Annotated in this window: 16 protein-coding genes; 11 read left to right on the forward strand and 5 right to left on the reverse strand. The window is 71.6% G+C overall.

The annotated features are described in order from the left end of the window. The first annotated feature begins 32 nt into the window (after positions 1–32). Entirely contained in the window at positions 33–665 is a 633-nt protein-coding gene (locus ACIPY5_RS08760; RefSeq protein WP_309341429.1) for a SatD family protein, read from the forward strand. A 9-nt stretch (positions 666–674) separates the two neighbouring features. Here ACIPY5_RS08760 and ACIPY5_RS08765 read toward each other — a convergent pair whose 3' ends face one another. Further along, on the reverse strand, positions 675–1550 hold the full coding sequence (locus ACIPY5_RS08765; protein WP_400969315.1) for a helix-turn-helix transcriptional regulator: 876 nt from the start codon (positions 1548–1550) through the stop codon (positions 675–677). Between the two features lie 153 nt (positions 1551–1703). Between ACIPY5_RS08765 and ACIPY5_RS08770 the strand changes: the two genes are divergently transcribed. The 7 genes from ACIPY5_RS08770 to ACIPY5_RS08800 all read left to right on the forward strand — a co-directional run bounded on the left by ACIPY5_RS08770 (position 1704) and on the right by ACIPY5_RS08800 (position 10507). Next, positions 1704–2510 carry an MBL fold metallo-hydrolase gene (locus ACIPY5_RS08770; protein WP_400969317.1) on the forward strand — a complete coding sequence of 269 codons (807 nt, stop codon included), beginning with the start codon at positions 1704–1706 and terminating at the stop codon, positions 2508–2510. After that, a complete protein-coding gene (locus ACIPY5_RS08775) occupies positions 2501–2905 on the forward strand; it encodes a nuclear transport factor 2 family protein (RefSeq protein WP_400969320.1) in 405 nt (134 codons plus the stop codon). The genes ACIPY5_RS08770 and ACIPY5_RS08775 overlap by 10 nt, the downstream gene beginning before the upstream one ends. A gap of 104 nt (positions 2906–3009) precedes the next feature. Continuing rightward, the gene (locus tag ACIPY5_RS08780; protein ID WP_309341421.1) at positions 3010–3678 is read left to right on the forward strand and encodes a TetR family transcriptional regulator; all 669 of its coding nucleotides are present in this window, start codon (positions 3010–3012) and stop codon (positions 3676–3678) included. Continuing rightward, positions 3675–4652, forward strand: a complete 978-nt coding sequence (locus ACIPY5_RS08785; RefSeq protein WP_400969323.1) for a hypothetical protein — start codon at positions 3675–3677, stop codon at positions 4650–4652. The genes ACIPY5_RS08780 and ACIPY5_RS08785 overlap by 4 nt, the downstream gene beginning before the upstream one ends. Next, positions 4649–6544 carry a YhgE/Pip family protein gene (locus tag ACIPY5_RS08790; RefSeq protein ID WP_400969326.1) on the forward strand — a complete coding sequence of 632 codons (1896 nt, stop codon included), beginning with the start codon at positions 4649–4651 and terminating at the stop codon, positions 6542–6544. The genes ACIPY5_RS08785 and ACIPY5_RS08790 overlap by 4 nt, the downstream gene beginning before the upstream one ends. Before the next feature lie 172 nt (positions 6545–6716). Next, positions 6717–9461 carry a penicillin acylase family protein gene (locus ACIPY5_RS08795; RefSeq protein WP_400969329.1) on the forward strand — a complete coding sequence of 915 codons (2745 nt, stop codon included), beginning with the start codon at positions 6717–6719 and terminating at the stop codon, positions 9459–9461. 287 nt (positions 9462–9748) lie between these two features. Continuing rightward, complete coding sequence (locus tag ACIPY5_RS08800) at positions 9749–10507, forward strand: alpha/beta fold hydrolase (RefSeq protein ID WP_400969332.1); 759 nt, start codon at positions 9749–9751, stop codon at positions 10505–10507. A 183-nt stretch (positions 10508–10690) separates the two neighbouring features. Here the strand turns inward: ACIPY5_RS08800 and ACIPY5_RS08805 are convergent, their stop codons facing one another. Beyond that, complete coding sequence (locus ACIPY5_RS08805; protein WP_400969335.1) at positions 10691–12022, reverse strand: MFS transporter; 1332 nt, start codon at positions 12020–12022, stop codon at positions 10691–10693. 245 nt (positions 12023–12267) lie between these two features. Between ACIPY5_RS08805 and ACIPY5_RS08810 the strand changes: the two genes are divergently transcribed. Then, positions 12268–12846: a 4'-phosphopantetheinyl transferase family protein gene (locus ACIPY5_RS08810; protein ID WP_400969338.1), complete on the forward strand. Its 579-nt coding sequence runs from the start codon at positions 12268–12270 to the stop codon at positions 12844–12846. On the opposite strand, the gene ACIPY5_RS08815 is transcribed toward ACIPY5_RS08810, so the two are convergent. Further along, positions 12791–13375, reverse strand: coding sequence for a cysteine hydrolase family protein (locus ACIPY5_RS08815; RefSeq protein ID WP_400969341.1), 585 nt, complete (start codon positions 13373–13375; stop codon positions 12791–12793). The genes ACIPY5_RS08810 and ACIPY5_RS08815 overlap by 56 nt on opposite strands. Positions 13376–13431: 56 nt before the next feature. On the opposite strand from ACIPY5_RS08815, the gene ACIPY5_RS08820 reads away from it, so the two are divergent. Both ACIPY5_RS08820 and ACIPY5_RS08825 read left to right on the forward strand, forming a co-directional pair. Beyond that, positions 13432–13884: a MarR family winged helix-turn-helix transcriptional regulator gene (locus ACIPY5_RS08820; RefSeq protein ID WP_400969343.1), complete on the forward strand. Its 453-nt coding sequence runs from the start codon at positions 13432–13434 to the stop codon at positions 13882–13884. Then, entirely contained in the window at positions 13881–15305 is a 1425-nt protein-coding gene (locus ACIPY5_RS08825) for an MFS transporter (RefSeq protein ID WP_400969346.1), read from the forward strand. The genes ACIPY5_RS08820 and ACIPY5_RS08825 overlap by 4 nt, the downstream gene beginning before the upstream one ends. A 5-nt stretch (positions 15306–15310) precedes the next feature. Here ACIPY5_RS08825 and ACIPY5_RS08830 read toward each other — a convergent pair whose 3' ends face one another. Together ACIPY5_RS08830 and ACIPY5_RS08835 are read right to left on the reverse strand one after the other, a co-directional pair. After that, positions 15311–16015, reverse strand: coding sequence for a GNAT family N-acetyltransferase (locus ACIPY5_RS08830; protein WP_400969349.1), 705 nt, complete (start codon positions 16013–16015; stop codon positions 15311–15313). Positions 16016–16070: 55 nt separating this feature from the next. Further along, complete coding sequence (locus tag ACIPY5_RS08835) at positions 16071–16697, reverse strand: FMN-dependent NADH-azoreductase (RefSeq protein ID WP_400969352.1); 627 nt, start codon at positions 16695–16697, stop codon at positions 16071–16073. Between the last annotated feature and the right edge of the window lie 36 nt (positions 16698–16733).

Consider the following 16733-nt stretch of genomic DNA (forward strand, 5'->3'; position numbering starts at 1 on the left):
CTTTATAAAAGATCAGTGATAGGCTTTTGCCCATGATCGCCGTGATCCTCGACATCGTCGGCTCCCGCAGCCTCGACGACCGCTCGGATGCCCAGCACGCGCTCGATGACGCGATCTCTCGCGTCGAGGCCGACAGACCTCTCGCCACGACTCCGCTCCGGCCCACCGTGGGGGACGAGCAGCAGGGCCTCTATCCCACGCTCGACACCGCGCTCGCGGCGCTGACCCTGCTGCGGCTCGCGCTGCCGGAGGGGATCGACTGCCGTTTCGGCGTGGGCATCGGCCCTGTCGAGGAGATACCCACCGCTTCGGGAGCACTTCCGGAGGGGCCGGGGTGGTGGGCGGCGCGGGCCGCGATCGAGCGCACCCACGCCCTCCAGCGCCGCACCGTGCCGGGCGCGCGCACCTGGGTGGTCGCGCACGACGCCGAGGACGAGGCGACGCACCTCCTCGCCCGCCAGGCGAACATCGCGCTGCTCACCCGCGACCAGCTCATCACCGACATGAGCGCCCGCACCCGCCGGCTCACGTACGGCCGCTGCCTGGGCGTCATGCAGCGCGAGCTCGCCGCCGCCGAGGGCATCACCCAGCCCGCGGTCTCGCAGGCGCTCGCCTCCTCCGGCGCCGGTGCGGTGATCGAGGGGCTCCGTCTGCTCCTGGCCTGAGCGCCCACCTCAGGGACCGCGCGTCTCTTCGCGTTCGCCACCCCGGAACGCTCCTGGGGTGGTTCCGGTGCGATGCCGGAAGTACTTCGAGAAGTTCGCGGCATCGTCGAAGCCGAGCCGTGCGGCGATCGCGGCGACCGCGATCTGTTCATGGGCCAGGAGACGTTTCGCCTCGAGGATCACGCGACGGTCGATGAGTCCCTTCGCGCTGATTCCCGCGTGCGCCCGCGCGAGCCGGTTGAGCGTGCGCTCCGAATAGCCGAGGCGCCGCGCGTACCAGGCCGTCGTGCGATGCTCCGCGAAGCTGCGCTCGACCTCGTCGAAGAACCAGTGGAATGCCTCCGGCGGCTCCGCCTCCGGCACGGCGCGCGTCGAGGTCGTACCGGCGAGGGCGAGCAACACCGCTGCGAGCGTGTGCCTCGCGGCGTCGGTCGACGCCCGCGGGGCGATCGCCGGGGCGCCGGGAGGTTGCGTCGCGAGTGCGGTGAGACCTGCGAGCAGGACGGCGAACGCCCCGCCCCCGGACGCCGCGCCCGGCCAGTGGTTCCGGGAGAACCCGCCGAGGGATCGGAGCAGCGCGACGGTCTCCGGGGGGAGCGCGATGGGGCTGAACATGACGACGGCCCCTTCGAGTCGCCGCATGTCTCCCCAGAGCTGCACCTGCCCGAGATGCACCCAGAGGACGTCGCCGGCGGAGAGCGCGTATCGGGCGAAATCGACCTCGTGCGTGCTTTCGCCGCGGTCGATCGCGAGCAGCAGCTCGAAATCGGGGCGTTGCAGTGCGGCGAACTCGGCAAGGCCCGCACGGGTGCGGATCCGGTCGATCGTGGTCACCTCGATCGACGAACGCTGCGGATCCGCCGGACTGTACGGGATCCGCCTCACCCCCGATGTCCGAAATTCACCATGTTCTGTCCCAGTTGGACCGTGTTCTCCGCCCGCCATGAGCATAGTTTTACAGCAAAGGGAGTGACGGGTCCCAGACATTCACCGCCATTCCCCTTCCCCCTCGAAGAGAAAGCTACGCAGAGAAACGACATGACCGAGCTCACCATCACCGTCCTGGACGCACCGGCGTCGTCCCTGCACAAGACGAGCGTGCTCGTCACGGGAGACACCGAGGCGGTGCTCGTCGACGCGGGGTTCACTCGCGCGGATGGGCACCGGATCACCGCGGCGATCCTCGACGCCGGCAAGACTCTGACCACCGTCCTCGTGACCGGCGGCGACCCCGACTTCTACTTCGGCGCCGAGGTCATCGCGGACGCGTTCCCTGACGCCCGGTTCCTCGCTCCGAGCGACGTGATCGCGCACATCCGGCACAGCTATGAGGGCAAGCTGCAGGCCTGGGCGCATCTGGGTGCGAACCTGCCCACCCGCCTCGTCGAGCTGACCGCTTTCGACGGCGGCGAGATCGCCATCGACGATCGCAGCATCGAGTTGCGCAGCGCCGGCGACGACCTCGGTGATCGCCGCTGGTTCGTTTACGACGCCGCGCAGCGCGCGGTCTTCGGCGGGATCCTGCTGTTCGAGGGCCTGCATGTGTGGACCGCCGACACCGCGACCTCCGAAGCCCGCAGCCGCTGGCTCCGCGCGCTCGACGCACTCGAGTCGCTGGACCCGGTCCTCGTCGTCGCCGGCCACCGCGTCGCGGACGCGCCGACCGACCGCACCGCGATCGAGTACACCCGCGCCTACCTGAAGCGCTTCGAGGACGTCATCGCCGCGTCCGCCGACGCTGCGACGGCCGAGCAGACACTGCTCGCCGAGTACCCCGAAGCCGGGTTGCAGATCGCCGCGTCGCTCGGCACCAAGGTCGCGAAGGGAGAGATGTCATGGGGCTGAACGAGCCGGCCGACCCCGCGGACGTCGTTCGCCGGCAGTACCTCGCGTCGGCCGCGGGCGATCTCGCGGCCCTGCGGGCAACGCTCGCTCCCGACGTGGAGTGGACCGAGATGGCGAGCTTCCCGCTCGCCGGCACCTATCGCACGCCCGACGGCGTCACCGCGAATGTGATGGAGGTGCTGGGACGGGACTGGACCGGCTGGACCGCGCACGACGACACCTACGTCGTCGACGGCGAGAACGTCGTCGTCCTGGCCCGCTACACCGCCCGCAACAACGCCACCGGCAAGGATCTGAACGTGCGAGTCGCCCACCACTTCGTGGTGCGAGGCGGACTGATCGTGCGCTTCGAGCAGTTCGTCGACACCGCCCTCGTCCGCGACGCGATGGGCTGACCTCAGCCATCTCCCCGTGGAGGGCGCCTCGTCGCTCTCCACGGGGATCCGCCGCACTCAGCTAACTTGCACACTCATGTGCAGGTTAGGCGTACACTGATCCAGTGACAGACACCACCGCACCTCGCCGCCAGCGCAGGGACGCCGCCGAGAACCGGGCCGGCATCCTCGCCGCGGCCTCGCAGACCCTGGCCGTGGATCCGCACGCGTCCGTCGACCAGATCGCCCGCGCCGCCGGTCTCAGCCGCCGCGCCCTGTACGGCCACTTCGACGACCGCACCGCGCTCGTGCACGCACTCATCTCCGCGGGCGCGGCGCGCTTCAACGCCGTCGCACAGCGGGTCGACGACGCCGACAGCCGCATCGCACTGGCCCGGCTCACCGCCGATCTGTGGCGCGAGGCGGCGCACGTGCAGGTGGCCGCGGCGATCGCGCTCGACGAGGCGCACGTCGAGGAGACCGCCGCGGCGCTCGCACCCCTGCGACGCGTGCTCGCCGCGCTCGTCCGCCGCGGTCAGGAGGACGGCGAACTGCGCCAGGACCTGACCGCGCCGACGCTCGCCCGCCTCATCGAGGAGAGCGCCCGCACCGTCGTCACCCGCACCGACGCCTCCTCCCCCGTCGCGGGGGACATCGCGGTGCGCGCCGTGCTCAGCATCGCGGGGCTCGGCTGGCGCGAGATCGACACGCTGCTCGCCGCGCACCCCGAGCTCGCGGCGCCCGGTGCGCCGGATACGCTTGCCACGATTCCCGCCGAGGAGGGCCGCGCATGAGGATCGCCGTGCACGACGTCAGCAAGGGCAAGAAGGGCCACGCGCTGCCCACGACCTCGCTCGAGATCGAGACGGGCCACGCCCGGTTCGTGCTCGCCGAGACCGAGCTGCGCCCCACCGTGCTGGGGCTCATCGCCACCGGCCGCATGCGCCCCGACACGGGCGAGGTCACGATCGACGGCGCGCGCAACGACCGCGACCTGCGCCGCCGCATGGCGCTCGTCGACGCGCCGGAGGTCAGCGATCCGCACCCCGGCGTCACACTCGCGGCGGTCGTCGGCGAGGAGCTCATGTTCGCGGGCCTCCCCGCGACCCCGCTGCATGCCCGGCGCTGGCTCGAGCAGATCGGCTTCGCCGAGCTCGCCGCGCAGCCGATCGGCACGATCAAGCCGTCCGTGCGCGTGCGCGTCATGGCGGAGCTCGCCGTGCTGCGCGACGACGTGGAGGGTTTCGTGCTGGTCTCCCCCGACCGTCACGGCGGGCGCCCGGAGGGCTGGTGGCGCATCGCCACCGAGTTCGCCGAGCGCGGCTTCGCGGTGCTCGTGATCGTCGGCGGATCCGCGGCCGCCGTCATCGAGCGGCTCCCCGAGGCGCTTCAGACCGACTACCCGCCCAATGCCACGGTGCCGGTGCGGCCGCTCGCCGACGTGACCGGATCCACGACCGTGCGGGATGCGGATCCGGAGCCCGAACCGGAGCCGGTCCCCTCCGAGGTCGTTGAGCGAGCGGAGCGAGACGAAACGCCGCAACCCGATGAAGACGCCCCCACCCCGGACGTTGAGCGAGCGGAGCGAGACGAAACGCCGCAACCGGATGAGCACCGCGTTTCGTCTCAGTCGCCTGCGGCGTCTTCGCTCAACGACCCCGTGCCGGACGACGTCCCTGCGGCGAGCACCGGGATCGACGACACGACCGCCGACACCGGCACCCCCACCCCCGAAGACACCGAGACCGAGAACGGAGCCGCGCGATGAAGATCCCCGCGATGATCGGCGCCGAACTGCGCCGCCTGACCGCGAGCCCCATGGCCGTGATCGCCCTGATCGCCCTCATGGCCGTGCCGATCCTCTACGGCGGGCTCTACCTGTGGGCGAACCAGGATCCCTACGGCAAGTTCAGCGAGGTGCCCGTCGGCCTCGTCGTCGAGGACACCGGAGCCACCTCGAACGGCACCACGACGAACTACGGCGAGAAGGTCGCCGACAACCTCGTCGAGGGCAAGGCGTTCGACTGGACCCGCATGAGCGCCGGCGCCGCGCGTTCCGCCCTCAAGAACGGCGACGTCGACTTCACGGTGACGATCCCGAAGACGTTCTCCGAGGCGCTGCTGTCCGCCTCCGGCACGACCCCGCACCAGGCGAGGATCGAGCTCGAGACCAACGACGCCAACAACTACCTCGCATCCTCGATCGGATCCGGCGCGGTCGAGAAGATCCGCCGGTCGGTCGCCGAGATGGTCGGCCAGGAGGCCGCGGACAAGCTCCTCACCGGGCTCAGCGACGTCCGCGGCAAGCTCGGAGAAGCGGCAGACGGCGCCTCCCAGCTGTACGACGGCGCGAACACCGCCGTCTCGGGCAGCGGCCAGCTCGCCGACGGCACGTCCCAGCTGGCCGACGGCGCCGCGCAGCTCGCCGGCGGCACCGCGCAGATCGCGGACGGCTCGCAGCAGCTCGCCGCGGGCGCGGCCACCCTCGCGAACGGCGCGCAGCAGGTGAGCGCCGGCAATCAGCAGATCGCACAGTACGCGAATGAGGCCGGATCCCTGGTGCAGCAGGCGACGAACGCGCTGCCTCAGGCGCGCAGCGACATCGCCGCCGCCCTCGCGGCCCGCGGCATGTCCCAGGCCGACATCGACGCGATCCTGGCGAAGCTGGATCCGCTCGGCGACAAGCTGCGCAGCGGCAACGACACCGTGCAGGGCGCGGTCGGCAAGATCGACCAGCTCGCCGACGGCAGCGCCCAGGTCGCGTCCGGCAGCGCCACGCTCGCCGACAAGTCGCAGCAGCTGGCGAACGGCGCGCAGACCGCCGCGACGGGTGCCGCGACCCTGAGCACCGGTGCGGCCACCGCCCGCGACGGCGCCAAGAGCCTGCACGACGGCCTCGGAACGCTCAGCACGGGCATCGGCACCCTGCGCGACGGCTTGAAGTCGGGCGTCGACGCGATCCCCTCGTCCACCCCCGAGCTGCGCGAGCAGCAGGCGAAGACGATCGCGAACCCGGTCGACGTGTCGAGTGACAAGGTCGCCGCGGCCAAGGACTACGGCCAGGGCCTCGCGCCGTTCTTCGCCGCCCTGGCCGGGTGGATCGGCATCTACGCCCTGTTCCTCATCATCAAGCCGATCTCGCGCCGCGCGGTCACGGCCCTGCACTCGCCGATCCGGATCACCCTCGCCGGCTGGCTCACGCCCGCGGCGTTCGGCGCCCTGCAGATGGTGGGCCTGCTCGGCGTGCTCGCCTGGGCGCTCGGGTTCACCTTCCAGAACGGCTGGGGCGCGCTCGGGATCATGGTGCTCGCCTCGGCGACCTACGCCGCGATCATCCTCGCGCTGAACGTATGGCTGGGATCCGTGGGCCAGTTCATGGGCCTCGTGCTCATGGTGCTGCAGCTCGTGACCGCGGGCGGCACATTCCCCTGGCAGACCCTGCCCGCCCCGCTCGCCGCGCTGCACCACGTGCTGCCGATGGGCTACGTGGTCGACGCGATGCGCCAGCTCATGTACGGAGGCCAGGTGGGCCGGGCGATGACCGACCTCGCCGTGCTGGGGATCTGGATGGTCGGCTCGCTGCTCATCGCGATGATCGGCGTGACGAGGATGACCCACAAGCGCACGCTGCGCGACCTGCAGCCCAGCCTGATCGGCTGAGACGCGGGTACCCCTTTCCGGGTCGTCCCCGTCAGCGGAGCCTATGGCGTGCGCTGACGGGGACGACCCGGAAAGCAGGGGCCGCGCTGCGCGCTAGGATGCGAGGACGTCTCGCGGTGCTGCGACCCGATCCTCCCGACCGTGAGACTCCGTGTCACTCGAAGGAGCAGCGATGTCGTCAGCCGCACCCGTCGCGAGAACGCGCCGCACCGGACGGATCATCGGCCGGATCGCCTTCGGCGTGATCGCGGGGATCGTGGTCCTCGCCACGGCGGCCGCGCTGTTCCTGGTCTGGACCGCGCAGCGCTCCTTCCCGCAGACGTCCGGGGAGCTCGCGCTCAAGGGGCTGAAGGCGCAGGTGACCGTGCAGCGGGACGACCGCGGGATCCCGACCGTGACCGCCGAGAACAGCCATGACCTGTTCTTCGCGCAGGGCTTCGTGCACGCGCAGGACCGGTTCTGGGAGATGGACTTCCGCCGGCATGTGACGAGCGGCAGGGTCGCTGAGCTGTTCGGATCCTCCCAGGTCGCCACCGACGAGTTCCTGCGCGCGCTGGACTGGCACGGCATCGCGGAGAAGGAGGTCGCGGCGATGGATCCCACCACCCGCGGCTACTACGAGGCCTATGCCGAAGGCGTGAACGCGTACCTCGCCGACCACAAGGGCGCCGAGGCGTCCTTCGAGTATGCCGTGGTCGGCATGAACAATCCGGGCTACCGGATCGAGCCGTGGACTCCTGCCGACTCGGTCGCGTGGCTCAAGGCGATGGCCTGGGATCTGCGCGGCAACGTCGAGGACGAGACCACGCGCGCGCTGCTCGCCCCCACGGTCGACGCCGCGACCATGAACGAGATCTACCCCGCGTATCCGTTCGACCGGCACCCGGTGATCGTTCCGACCATCACCCCCATGGACCAGGTCGCGAACGGGGCGGCGAGCGCACCCGGCACGAGCGGCTCCGACACGACGACGGGGAGCGCATCCAGCCCCTCGCCGACGGAGCCCGCCGGCCCCGCCACGACGGAGCCCCCCACGACGAGCGCCCCCGCGGCTGCGGCGAGCGCCCCCGCGACCGACGCTGCCCCCACGGCATCCGTGCGCTGGACGACCGCCGGCAGCACCCTCGAGGCCGTGCAGACGCTGCTCGGCAATCCCGGCGAAGGCATCGGATCCAACTCCTGGGTGGTCTCGGGCTCCCTCACCGCCAGCGGCAAGCCGCTGCTCGCGAACGACCCGCACCTGGGTGCGGCACTGCCCTCGGTCTGGTACCAGATGCAGCTGCGCTGCCGCACGGTGAACGCCGATTGCCCGTTCGACGTGAGCGGGTTCTCGTTCTCCGGGCTGCCGAGCATCGTGATCGGGCACAACGCCGACATCGCCTGGGGCTTCACGAACCTCACCACCGACGTCACCGACCTGTACATCGAGAAGGTCGACGGGGACGCGTACTGGCGCGACGGCGTGCGCGTGCCGCTGCAGACCCGCACCGAGAAGATCAAGGTCGCCGGCGGCGCCGACATCACGCTCACGATCCGCTCGACCGTGCACGGCCCGATCGTCTCCGGCCTCACCGACGACTTCACGGCGCTCGCGAAGACGCCGATCGTGGGTCAGGCTGATCCGGGCTCGCCGGGCGGGGAGACCGGCGTCGCTCCGGGCGCGGCCGTGGACGCCCTCCCCGGTCGGTACGCCGTGAGCCTGCGCTGGACCGCACTGGATCCCGGCACCACCTCGACCGCGATCTTCGCCATGAACACGGCGAAGGACTTCGCGGGCTTCCGGCATGCGGCATCCCTGTTCGACGTGCCCGCGCAGAACCTCATCTACGCCGATCAGAAGGGCGACATCGGCTACCAGACGCCCGGCCGGCTGCCGATCCGCGGATCGGGCAACGGGTACTTCCCGCAGCCGGGCTGGACGAGCGCCTCCGACTGGACCGGATACATCCCCTTCGAGAAGCTCCCCGTCTCCTACAACCCGGACGAGGGATACATCGTGACCGCGAACAACGCGATCGTGGCCGACAGCTATCCGTACTTCCTCTCCCGGGACTGGGACTACGGCTACCGCGCCGCCCGGATCGCCGAGCTCATCACCCGCACCGCGAAGCAGCATCCGCTCACGGCCCAGGACATGCGCGACATCCAGTTCGACCAGCAGAGCTGGATCGGCAAGCAGCTCGCCGCCGAGATGCAGGAGCTCCCGCCGGCGAAGGACGCCGGAGTGCGCACGGCCGTGGGGCTGCTCAAGTCCTGGGATGCGCAGGCCACCGCCGACTCCCCCGCCGCGGCCTACGCGAACGTGCTCTGGCAGCACCTGGCGCTGAACCTGTTCGCGAACCGCGAGCATCCGCTCCCGATGGACGGGCAGGGGCGTCTGTTCACGGTCGTGGGCCCCATGCTCGAGAACCCCGACGACCCGCTGTGGACCAACGAGAAGATCGGCGTCACGGGCCGGGACCAGATGCTGGCGCTGTCGGCGAAGCAGGCGTACGACGAGCTCGTGAAGGCGCAGGGATCGGACCCGAACCGGTGGAACTGGGGAGATCTGCACGCGATCACGCTCACCCACCAGACCCTCGGCAAGAGCGGCATCGCACCGATCGAGTGGCTGTTCAACCGCGGGCCGTATCCGGTCGGCGGCGGGTCCTCGCTCGTGGATGCCACCGGCTGGACGCTCGGCGGCTCCTACGCGACGACCACGGTGCCGTCGATGCGGATGGTGGTGGATCTCTCCGACTTCGACGCCTCCACGTGGAACCACCTCACCGGAGCGAGCGGCCACGCGTTCAGCCCGCACTACACGGATCAGACCGAGAACTGGTCGAAGGGCGTCCAGTCCCCCTGGCCGTTCTCCGCGAAGGCCGTCACCGCCGCCACCGTCGACACCCTGGTGCTGAAGCCCTCCGCACGCTGACCCCTCCGGCCGCACGTTGCCCCCCGTGCGTTGCCCTCATGTGTTGCCCCCGTGTGTTGACCCCACTGCGTTGACACCCACTTCCGAGTCGTCCCCACCAGCGGAGCCCCTGGCGTGCGCTGACAGGGACGACCCGCAGAGCCGGGGTCGGCATCGAACCGGGGTCGCACCTCGTCTTCGCCTCGTCCCCGTCAGCGGAGCCCCTGGGGTGCGCTGACGGGGACGACCCGGATGTGGGAGCCGCGGGTGCGGGTTCCGTCGGCGGCCAGATGTGGTGGAGTGGTTCGGTGAGCGAACCCGACCTGACCCCGGCCCTGGGCGGATCCGTCACGGCCTTCACCGTCGGATCCGCGACGCTGATCGCGGAGCGCGTCGGATCCGGCTCGGAGGTGTTCCTGCTCCTGCACGGACTCGGCATGGGGCGCAGCGTCTTCGTCGATCTGGCTGGGCGACTGGATGGGGTCGTCGTGGCCCTGGATCTCCCCGGCTTCGGGGCCGCACCGGAACCCGACGTCCCTCTCGCCATGCCCGAGCACGCCGACCTCGTCGCCGCGCACCTGATCGCCGCGGGGCTGCCCGCGGTCACTGTGATCGGGCATTCGATGGGAACCCAGGTCGCCGCCGAACTCGCCGTCCGCCACCCCGACCTGGTGCGCGCCGTGGTGCTCGCGGCGCCCACCGTCGACGCCGGGGCTCGGCGCGTGGCGCGGCAGGCGCTGCGGTTCCTGCAGGACACGGCCTCGATCGACCCGCGCGTGGTCGTCCGGGGCGTGCGCGAGTACCTCCGCGCCGGGCCGCAGCTGGTCCGCAAGATCCGGGCCACGATCGCGCACCATCCCGAGGACCTCTATTCGCGGATCGCCGCGCCCTCCCTCGTCTTGCGCGGCTCGCGGGATCCGGTCTGCCCCGCGGTCTGGACCCGGGCGGTCGCGGACGCGATCCCTCGCGCGGAGCTGGCCGAGATCCCCGGATGCGGGCACGAGACCATGATCCGCGACGCCGCCCCGGCCGCGGCCCGCATCGCGGACTTCCTCACGCGCACCTGACCCGCGTCCCCCGCCCCCCACTTCCGAGTCGTCCCCGCCAGCGGAGCCCAGAGCGTGCGCTCACAGGGACGAGGCGAAGGTGGAGGGGCCAGCACCGAACCAGCACCGAACCTCGTATCCGAGTCGTCCCCGCCAGCGGAGCACAGAGCGTGCGCTCACGGGGACGAGGCGAAGGTGGAGGGGTCAGGCCTGCTGCTCCTGCCGTGCCGCGCGGAAGGCGATCGCGGCGATGCCGAGCGCGGATCCGAGGAAGACCACGGCGAGGATCGCCCAGCCGGCGAACCCGAGGGCGATCGCCGTCGCGTTCACGAGGAGCGGCGCGACGAGCGAGCCGATCGAGAACGTCATCCCGAAGACGCCCTGGTACGCGCCCGCGCGCACGGGATCGGCGAGCTCGAAGCTCAGCCCCCATCCGCCGGCCTGGGACAGGATCTCGGCGAAGGTGTGCGCGATGAGCGCGATCAGCAGCACCGCGATCGCCGCCACGACGGGCAGCCCCGCGGCCGACGCGTAGACGAGGCACGCGCCCGCCATGAGCACCCCGGCGATCAGTGAGACCCTGCCCGCGACGCGCAGGTCGTGCGTGTTGCGCGAGAGCCGCACCTGGAAGAGCACCACGAGCACGGTGTTGGCGATCAGCAGCGCGGAGACCGTCGCGTCGGGCGCCGCGGTGGCGTGGGCGATCCACAGCGGCACGCCGACCTCTGCGACGCCGAACTGCATCCCGAACGCGGCGGAGAAGAGGGTGAGCAGCAGATAGCGCGGATCGCGCCAGGGCGAGCGGGCGCGCCAGTCGCGCCGCAGCTCCCGCTCGGCCGCAGCCGTCGCCGCCGTGTTCACGGATCCGGTCTCGGTCGTGATGGTCTCGGCCACTCGCCGCGCGGCATCGACGGAGGAGGGCAACCGCAGCAGCGGGATCGCGCCGACCGCGCAGATCACCCCGGCGATCACGATCACGGTCCGGTACGCCAGGGGGGTTCCGATCGCCAGCGCGATCGCGGCGATCCCGGATCCTGCCGCGATCGAGAGGTTCGTCACGGTGCGCAGCACGGCCCGGGCGTGCACGCGGTTGTCGCCGGTGAAGCCGCGCGCGATCACCGCCGACCGGGACGACTGCGCCAGGGCGTCGAGGAAGCCGCTCGCGACGGCGAGGACGATCGCCGTCGCGAACGAGCCGACGAAGGCGTAGGCGACGAGGAAGAGACCCGCCGCGACCTCGAACACGAGCGAGAGCCGCCGCGCGCTCCACCGATCCGCGAGCCAACCGCCGAGGAAGGAGGCGAGGATGCTGCTGCCGCTCGCCGCGGCCAGCACGATCGCCGCCTCACCGCCGCTGAGACCGACGACGCGGATGAAGTAGAGCACCGTGATCGACAGGAACACCCCGCGCCCGATGCGCGCGACGGCCGTCGCGGTGACCAGGGCTCGCAGGACGGGATCGTCGAGCGATCCGATGACGCGGCGAATCGGCCCCGGGCGGCGCATGGTCTGGGTGCCCGCCGGATCCGAAGTCATAGGTTTCGATCCTAGGCGTGCGGGGAATCCGACGCGCCCGGGGCCCCCACCCCACTTCCGAGTCGTCCCCGCCAGCGGAGCCTCTGGCGTGCGCTGAGGGGGACGACGCGGAGAGTGGGGACAGACATCGATCCTGGCCGCACCGCATCTCCAGGTCGTCCCCGCCAGAGGAGCCCAGAGCGTGCGCTCACGGGGACGACTCGGAGATGGGGCGCCAGGGCGCGGGCGCGCTCTACGCTGGGGGCGTGCGAGGAGCGACAGCCGGAGGCGCGCGAGGAGCGACGGTGGAGGGCGTGCGGATCGCGTGGGCGCGCACGACGCCCGAGGAGCGGCGGGACACCGGCCGCGCCCTCATCCGGGCGCTGGCCGCCGAACTCGCGCCGGGTTCGGACGTGCGGGTCGAACAGCGCTGCCCGGTCTGCGGCGGGCCGCACGGACGCCCGCTGCTCCCGCAAGCTCCACTGCTCGCGAGCGCGGCCTACGCGGATCCCTGGGTCGTCGTCGCGGTCGCCCGCGAACAGGACGCGGCCGCGATCGGCATCGACGTGGAGCTCGAGGGAGCGGCGCCAGACCTCGCACTCCTGTTCGCCCCGGAGGATCCCCCGGATCTGCGCGGCTGGACGGCGATCGAGGCGGCGCTCAAGGCCGACGGACGCGGCCTGCTGGTCCCGCCCGACCAGGTGCGCCTTTCCGCCGACGGTCGCGCGACGGTGCCGGACGGCGGCGAGTTCCTGATCCTCCCGGTCGCCGCCGCGCCCGGCACGATCGTCACGCTCGCGCTGCGGCGTCCGAGTTCAGGCCGGCCGCCCACGCGTCGACCGTGACCACGTCGGCCTGACGCGGGAACACCTTCTCGAGCAGCACCCTGTGCACCTCGGGATCCTGATCCGCGCACGCATCCGCCAGGACGATGAGCCCGAAGTCGTGGTCGGCGGCGTGGCGGACCGTGCTCAGCACGACCCCGCTCGTGGAGACGCCGGCGAGCACGAGGTCGGTCACGTCCAGCCCGCGCAACAGCACGTCGAGGTCGGAGGCGAAGGCGCCGTACCGCCGCTTGACGACGACCGGCTCCCCCGGGAGCGGGGCGAGGGCGGCGACGATCTGCGTGGCCTCGGCGCCCTCCCCCATGTACGGAGCCGTGGGCGACTGGCTGATCGCGCCGAAGGCCTTGTTGCGCGCGGCCGCCTCCGGGAAGCCCTCGCGGAACGCGACGCGGACGAAGACGACGGGGATCCCCGCGGCACGGGCGGCGGCGAGCGCGCGCTGCGCATGCACGATCACGTCGGAGCCGCCCTCCGCGTAGCGCCCGGCGATGCCGTTCTGGAAGTCCATGAGCAGGAGTGCGGTGGTCATCGCTACGCCCTTTCGACGTAATAGACAGGTACGACTGTGCAGTCTAGGCTGTTGATATGCCTGAGACCTCGCCCGGGACCGATGCATCCGCTGTGAGTGCGCGACAGACCGCGCTCGACCTCCGCACGGTCGTCGCGCGGCTCCTCCGCCAGTTCCGCGAAGCCGGCGCCGACGAGACCATCACCCCGTCCCAGGCGTCGGCGCTGGCCCGGCTGGGCAAGGGCGGCGTCTCGACCGTGAGCGCCCTCGCGACGGCGGAACGCGTGCGGCCGCAATCCATGGCGGCGACCGTCGACGCGATCGAGGCGCTCGGGCTCGTCACCCGCAGCCCCGACCCGGGTGACGGCCGCCGCCAGATCATCGACCTCACGGACGCCGGACGCGCCAGGATCGAGGGCCAGAAGGACGCCGCCGCGACCTGGCTCGAGCATGCCCTGGACGCGCTCGACGAGGACGAGCTGCGCGCGATCTCCACCGCGACCGGACTCCTGGAGCGGATGCTCCCGTGATCCGGAAGCACTCGGCGCCGATCGGCGGTCCCGCGCCCGAGGGGCGCTTCGACCGGCGGCTGCTCGCCCCGATGATGGTGGGCTCGATCCTCAACCCGATCAACACCGCCATCATCGCCGTCGCGCTCACCCCGATCGGCCTCGCACTCGGCGCCCCCGCCCGCGAGACCGTCTGGCTCGTCTCGAGCCTCTACCTGGCCACAGCGATCGGACAGCCGCTCGTCGGCCGTCTCGTCGACATCTTCGGCGTGCGCTCGCTCTACCTGCTCGGCGCGGTGCTCGTGACCGCGGCGGGCGCGATCGGACTCCTCGCGCCGGAGAACCGCGACAGCATCTGGTGGCTCGTCGCGGCGCGCGTCATCCTCGGCCTCGGCACCTGCGCGGGCTACCCGGCGGCGATGCACATGATCCGCGCAGAGGGGGATCGCACCGGGCTCGCGTCGCCGGCCGGGATCCTCACGCTGCTCAGCGTCACGACCCAGACGATCGCGGTGATCGCGCCCGCGCTCGGCGGCGTGCTCGTCGGCGCATGGGGCTGGCGCGCCACGTTCGCCGTGAACGTCCCCCTCGGGCTCGCCACACTGCTGCTCGGCGCCCTCTTCCTGCCCCGGTGGACGGGCCTCGAGCCCGCGGTGGAGGATCGGCCGCGGATCGACGGGATCGGGATACTGCTCTTCGCCGTCACCATGCTCGCCCTGCTCGTCTTCCTGCAGAACATCGCGCCGTCCCTGATCTGGCTCCTCGTCCTCGCCCTCGGCGCGGGGGTCGCCTTCGTGTGGTGGGAGCGCCGGACCCCGGATCCCTTCATCGACGTGCGGGTGCTCTCGGGCAATGCGCCGCTGCTGCTCAGCTATGTGCGATCCCTGCTGACCGCGACCATCTCGTACACGTTCGTCTACGGCTTCACCCAGTGGCTCGAGGACGGCCGCGGCCTCACCCCGACCGTTGCGGGACTCGTGCTGCTCCCGGTGTTCGCGGCCGGGATCGCGGTCGCGCTCGCGTTCGGGCGCCGGCCCGAGGTGGTCGGCAAGCTCCTCGTCGGATCCGCCGCCCAGCTGATCGCCGGGATCCTCGTGCTGTTCATGACCGGCTCCTCGCCGATCTGGTTCCTCGTGCTCGCGATGCTCGTGCTCGGCATCCCGCAGGGCCTCAACAACCTCGCGATCCAGAACTCGCTGTACTACCAGGCCGAGCCGGAGCGGATCGCGTCCTCGGCCGGCCTGCTGCGCACGTTCTTCTACCTCGGCGCGATCGTCTCCTCGGTGATCTACGGCAACGTCTACGGCGCGCGGGCGACCACGGAGGGACTCCACGTGCTCGGCTGGGTCGTGGTCGGGATCGCCGCGGTGTTCCTCCTCCTCACGGTCTTCGACCGGTCGCTCGCACGGATCGGGAGGGACGCGCCTGGCACCGGAGACTGAGGCCCTCAGCGCCCGGCGAGGTGCCGCCACCAGGTGATGCCGGTGCCCACGCGTGTGAAGCCGCACCGGGAGTAGAGCGACTCGCCCTCCGGCGTCGCGTTGAGCACCGCCTCCCGCGCCCCGGACCGCGCCGCGGCCGCGCAGACGGCGGCGAGAAGGCCCGTACCGAGGCCGCGGCGGCGGAACGGCGGCCAGACCGCCATGTCGAAGATGCCGGCGTGCGCACCGCTGCGGAACGACCAGGCGCGCCCTGCGAACCGGGCCGACTCCGCATCGCGCGCCACCGCGCACCACGCGATCGGGGGCTCGATGCGGGCGAGGCCGAGCCGCTCCTGCTCGAAGTCGCCGGCGATGGATCCGGGTTCGCGGACCAGCACGACCCGCGGGTCATCGGCGACGGGAGTCTCGGTGAGCTCCGCGGACATCCAGCACGGTGCCCAGCCGCGCTCGAATCCGGCTTCCGCCAGCGGCCTCTCGTCGACCTCCGCTCCGAGCCAGGCCCCGACGAGCCCGCACCCCCTGCCCTGCGCCCGCGCGACGCCTCGCCGCAGCGCATCGACCGTCGGATCCTCCGGGAACATCAGGTTCATCCCGTCCGGTCCGTCGGTCCAGACCAGGCCGTCCTCGATCAGGCACTCGCCTCCCAGCGTCTCCGCCCGCGCACGGAACCACGCGGTCTGCACGCGTTCGCACTCCGCCACGGTGGCCATGGCGTCCAGTGTGGCGGTTCGCCGTCGCGGAGGACAGCCCGGTCGGGCAGAGAGGTCAGATCCGCTGCGCGACCTCGCGGACCGCGGCCCGCGCACGCTCGCGAGAGGCGTCGGCGTCGTCCGTCGCGAGGTTCGGATGGAAGCCGACGCTCTCGATGTCGGTGATGCCGGTCCAGCGGAGCCAGTCCTCGAAGAACGGCTGCTGGAAGTCGCTCCCGAACGCCGGGCCGCGACCAGGACCCCACACGGCCCCCGTGTAGATGATGGCCGCCTTCTTCCCGTGCAGCAGCCCTCGATACCCCTCCACCGGATCGAAGGCGAAGACCGCCCCCGGCTGGGACACGACATCGATGAACTGCTTCAGGATGTAGGGCACTCCGGCGTTCCACATCGGCACGGTGAAGAGATACCGGTCCGCCGCATCGAAGCGGGCGAAGGTCGCCAGCGCGGCCCGCCACGCCGAGGCCTCCTCGCCGCTCGGGTCCGCGCCCGCGAACACGTCCATCTTGGCCGTCGCCGCCGCCGGGCCGAACTCCGGCAGCGTGCCGTCCCAGAGATCGAAATGCTCGATCGCGGCGTCTGGATGGGCGTCACGATACGACTCGAGGAACGAGGCCGCGAGCCCGAGGGATTCCGATGCCCCGCCACGGGGTGAGGCGCTGATGTGCAAAAGTCTTGTCATGGTTGGCTCCGAATGCGGTCGACCGGGAAACAGGAA

It is taken from the genome of Microbacterium sp. NPDC089698 (genome assembly GCF_044749045.1).
GTDB lineage: Bacteria > Actinomycetota > Actinomycetes > Actinomycetales > Microbacteriaceae > Microbacterium.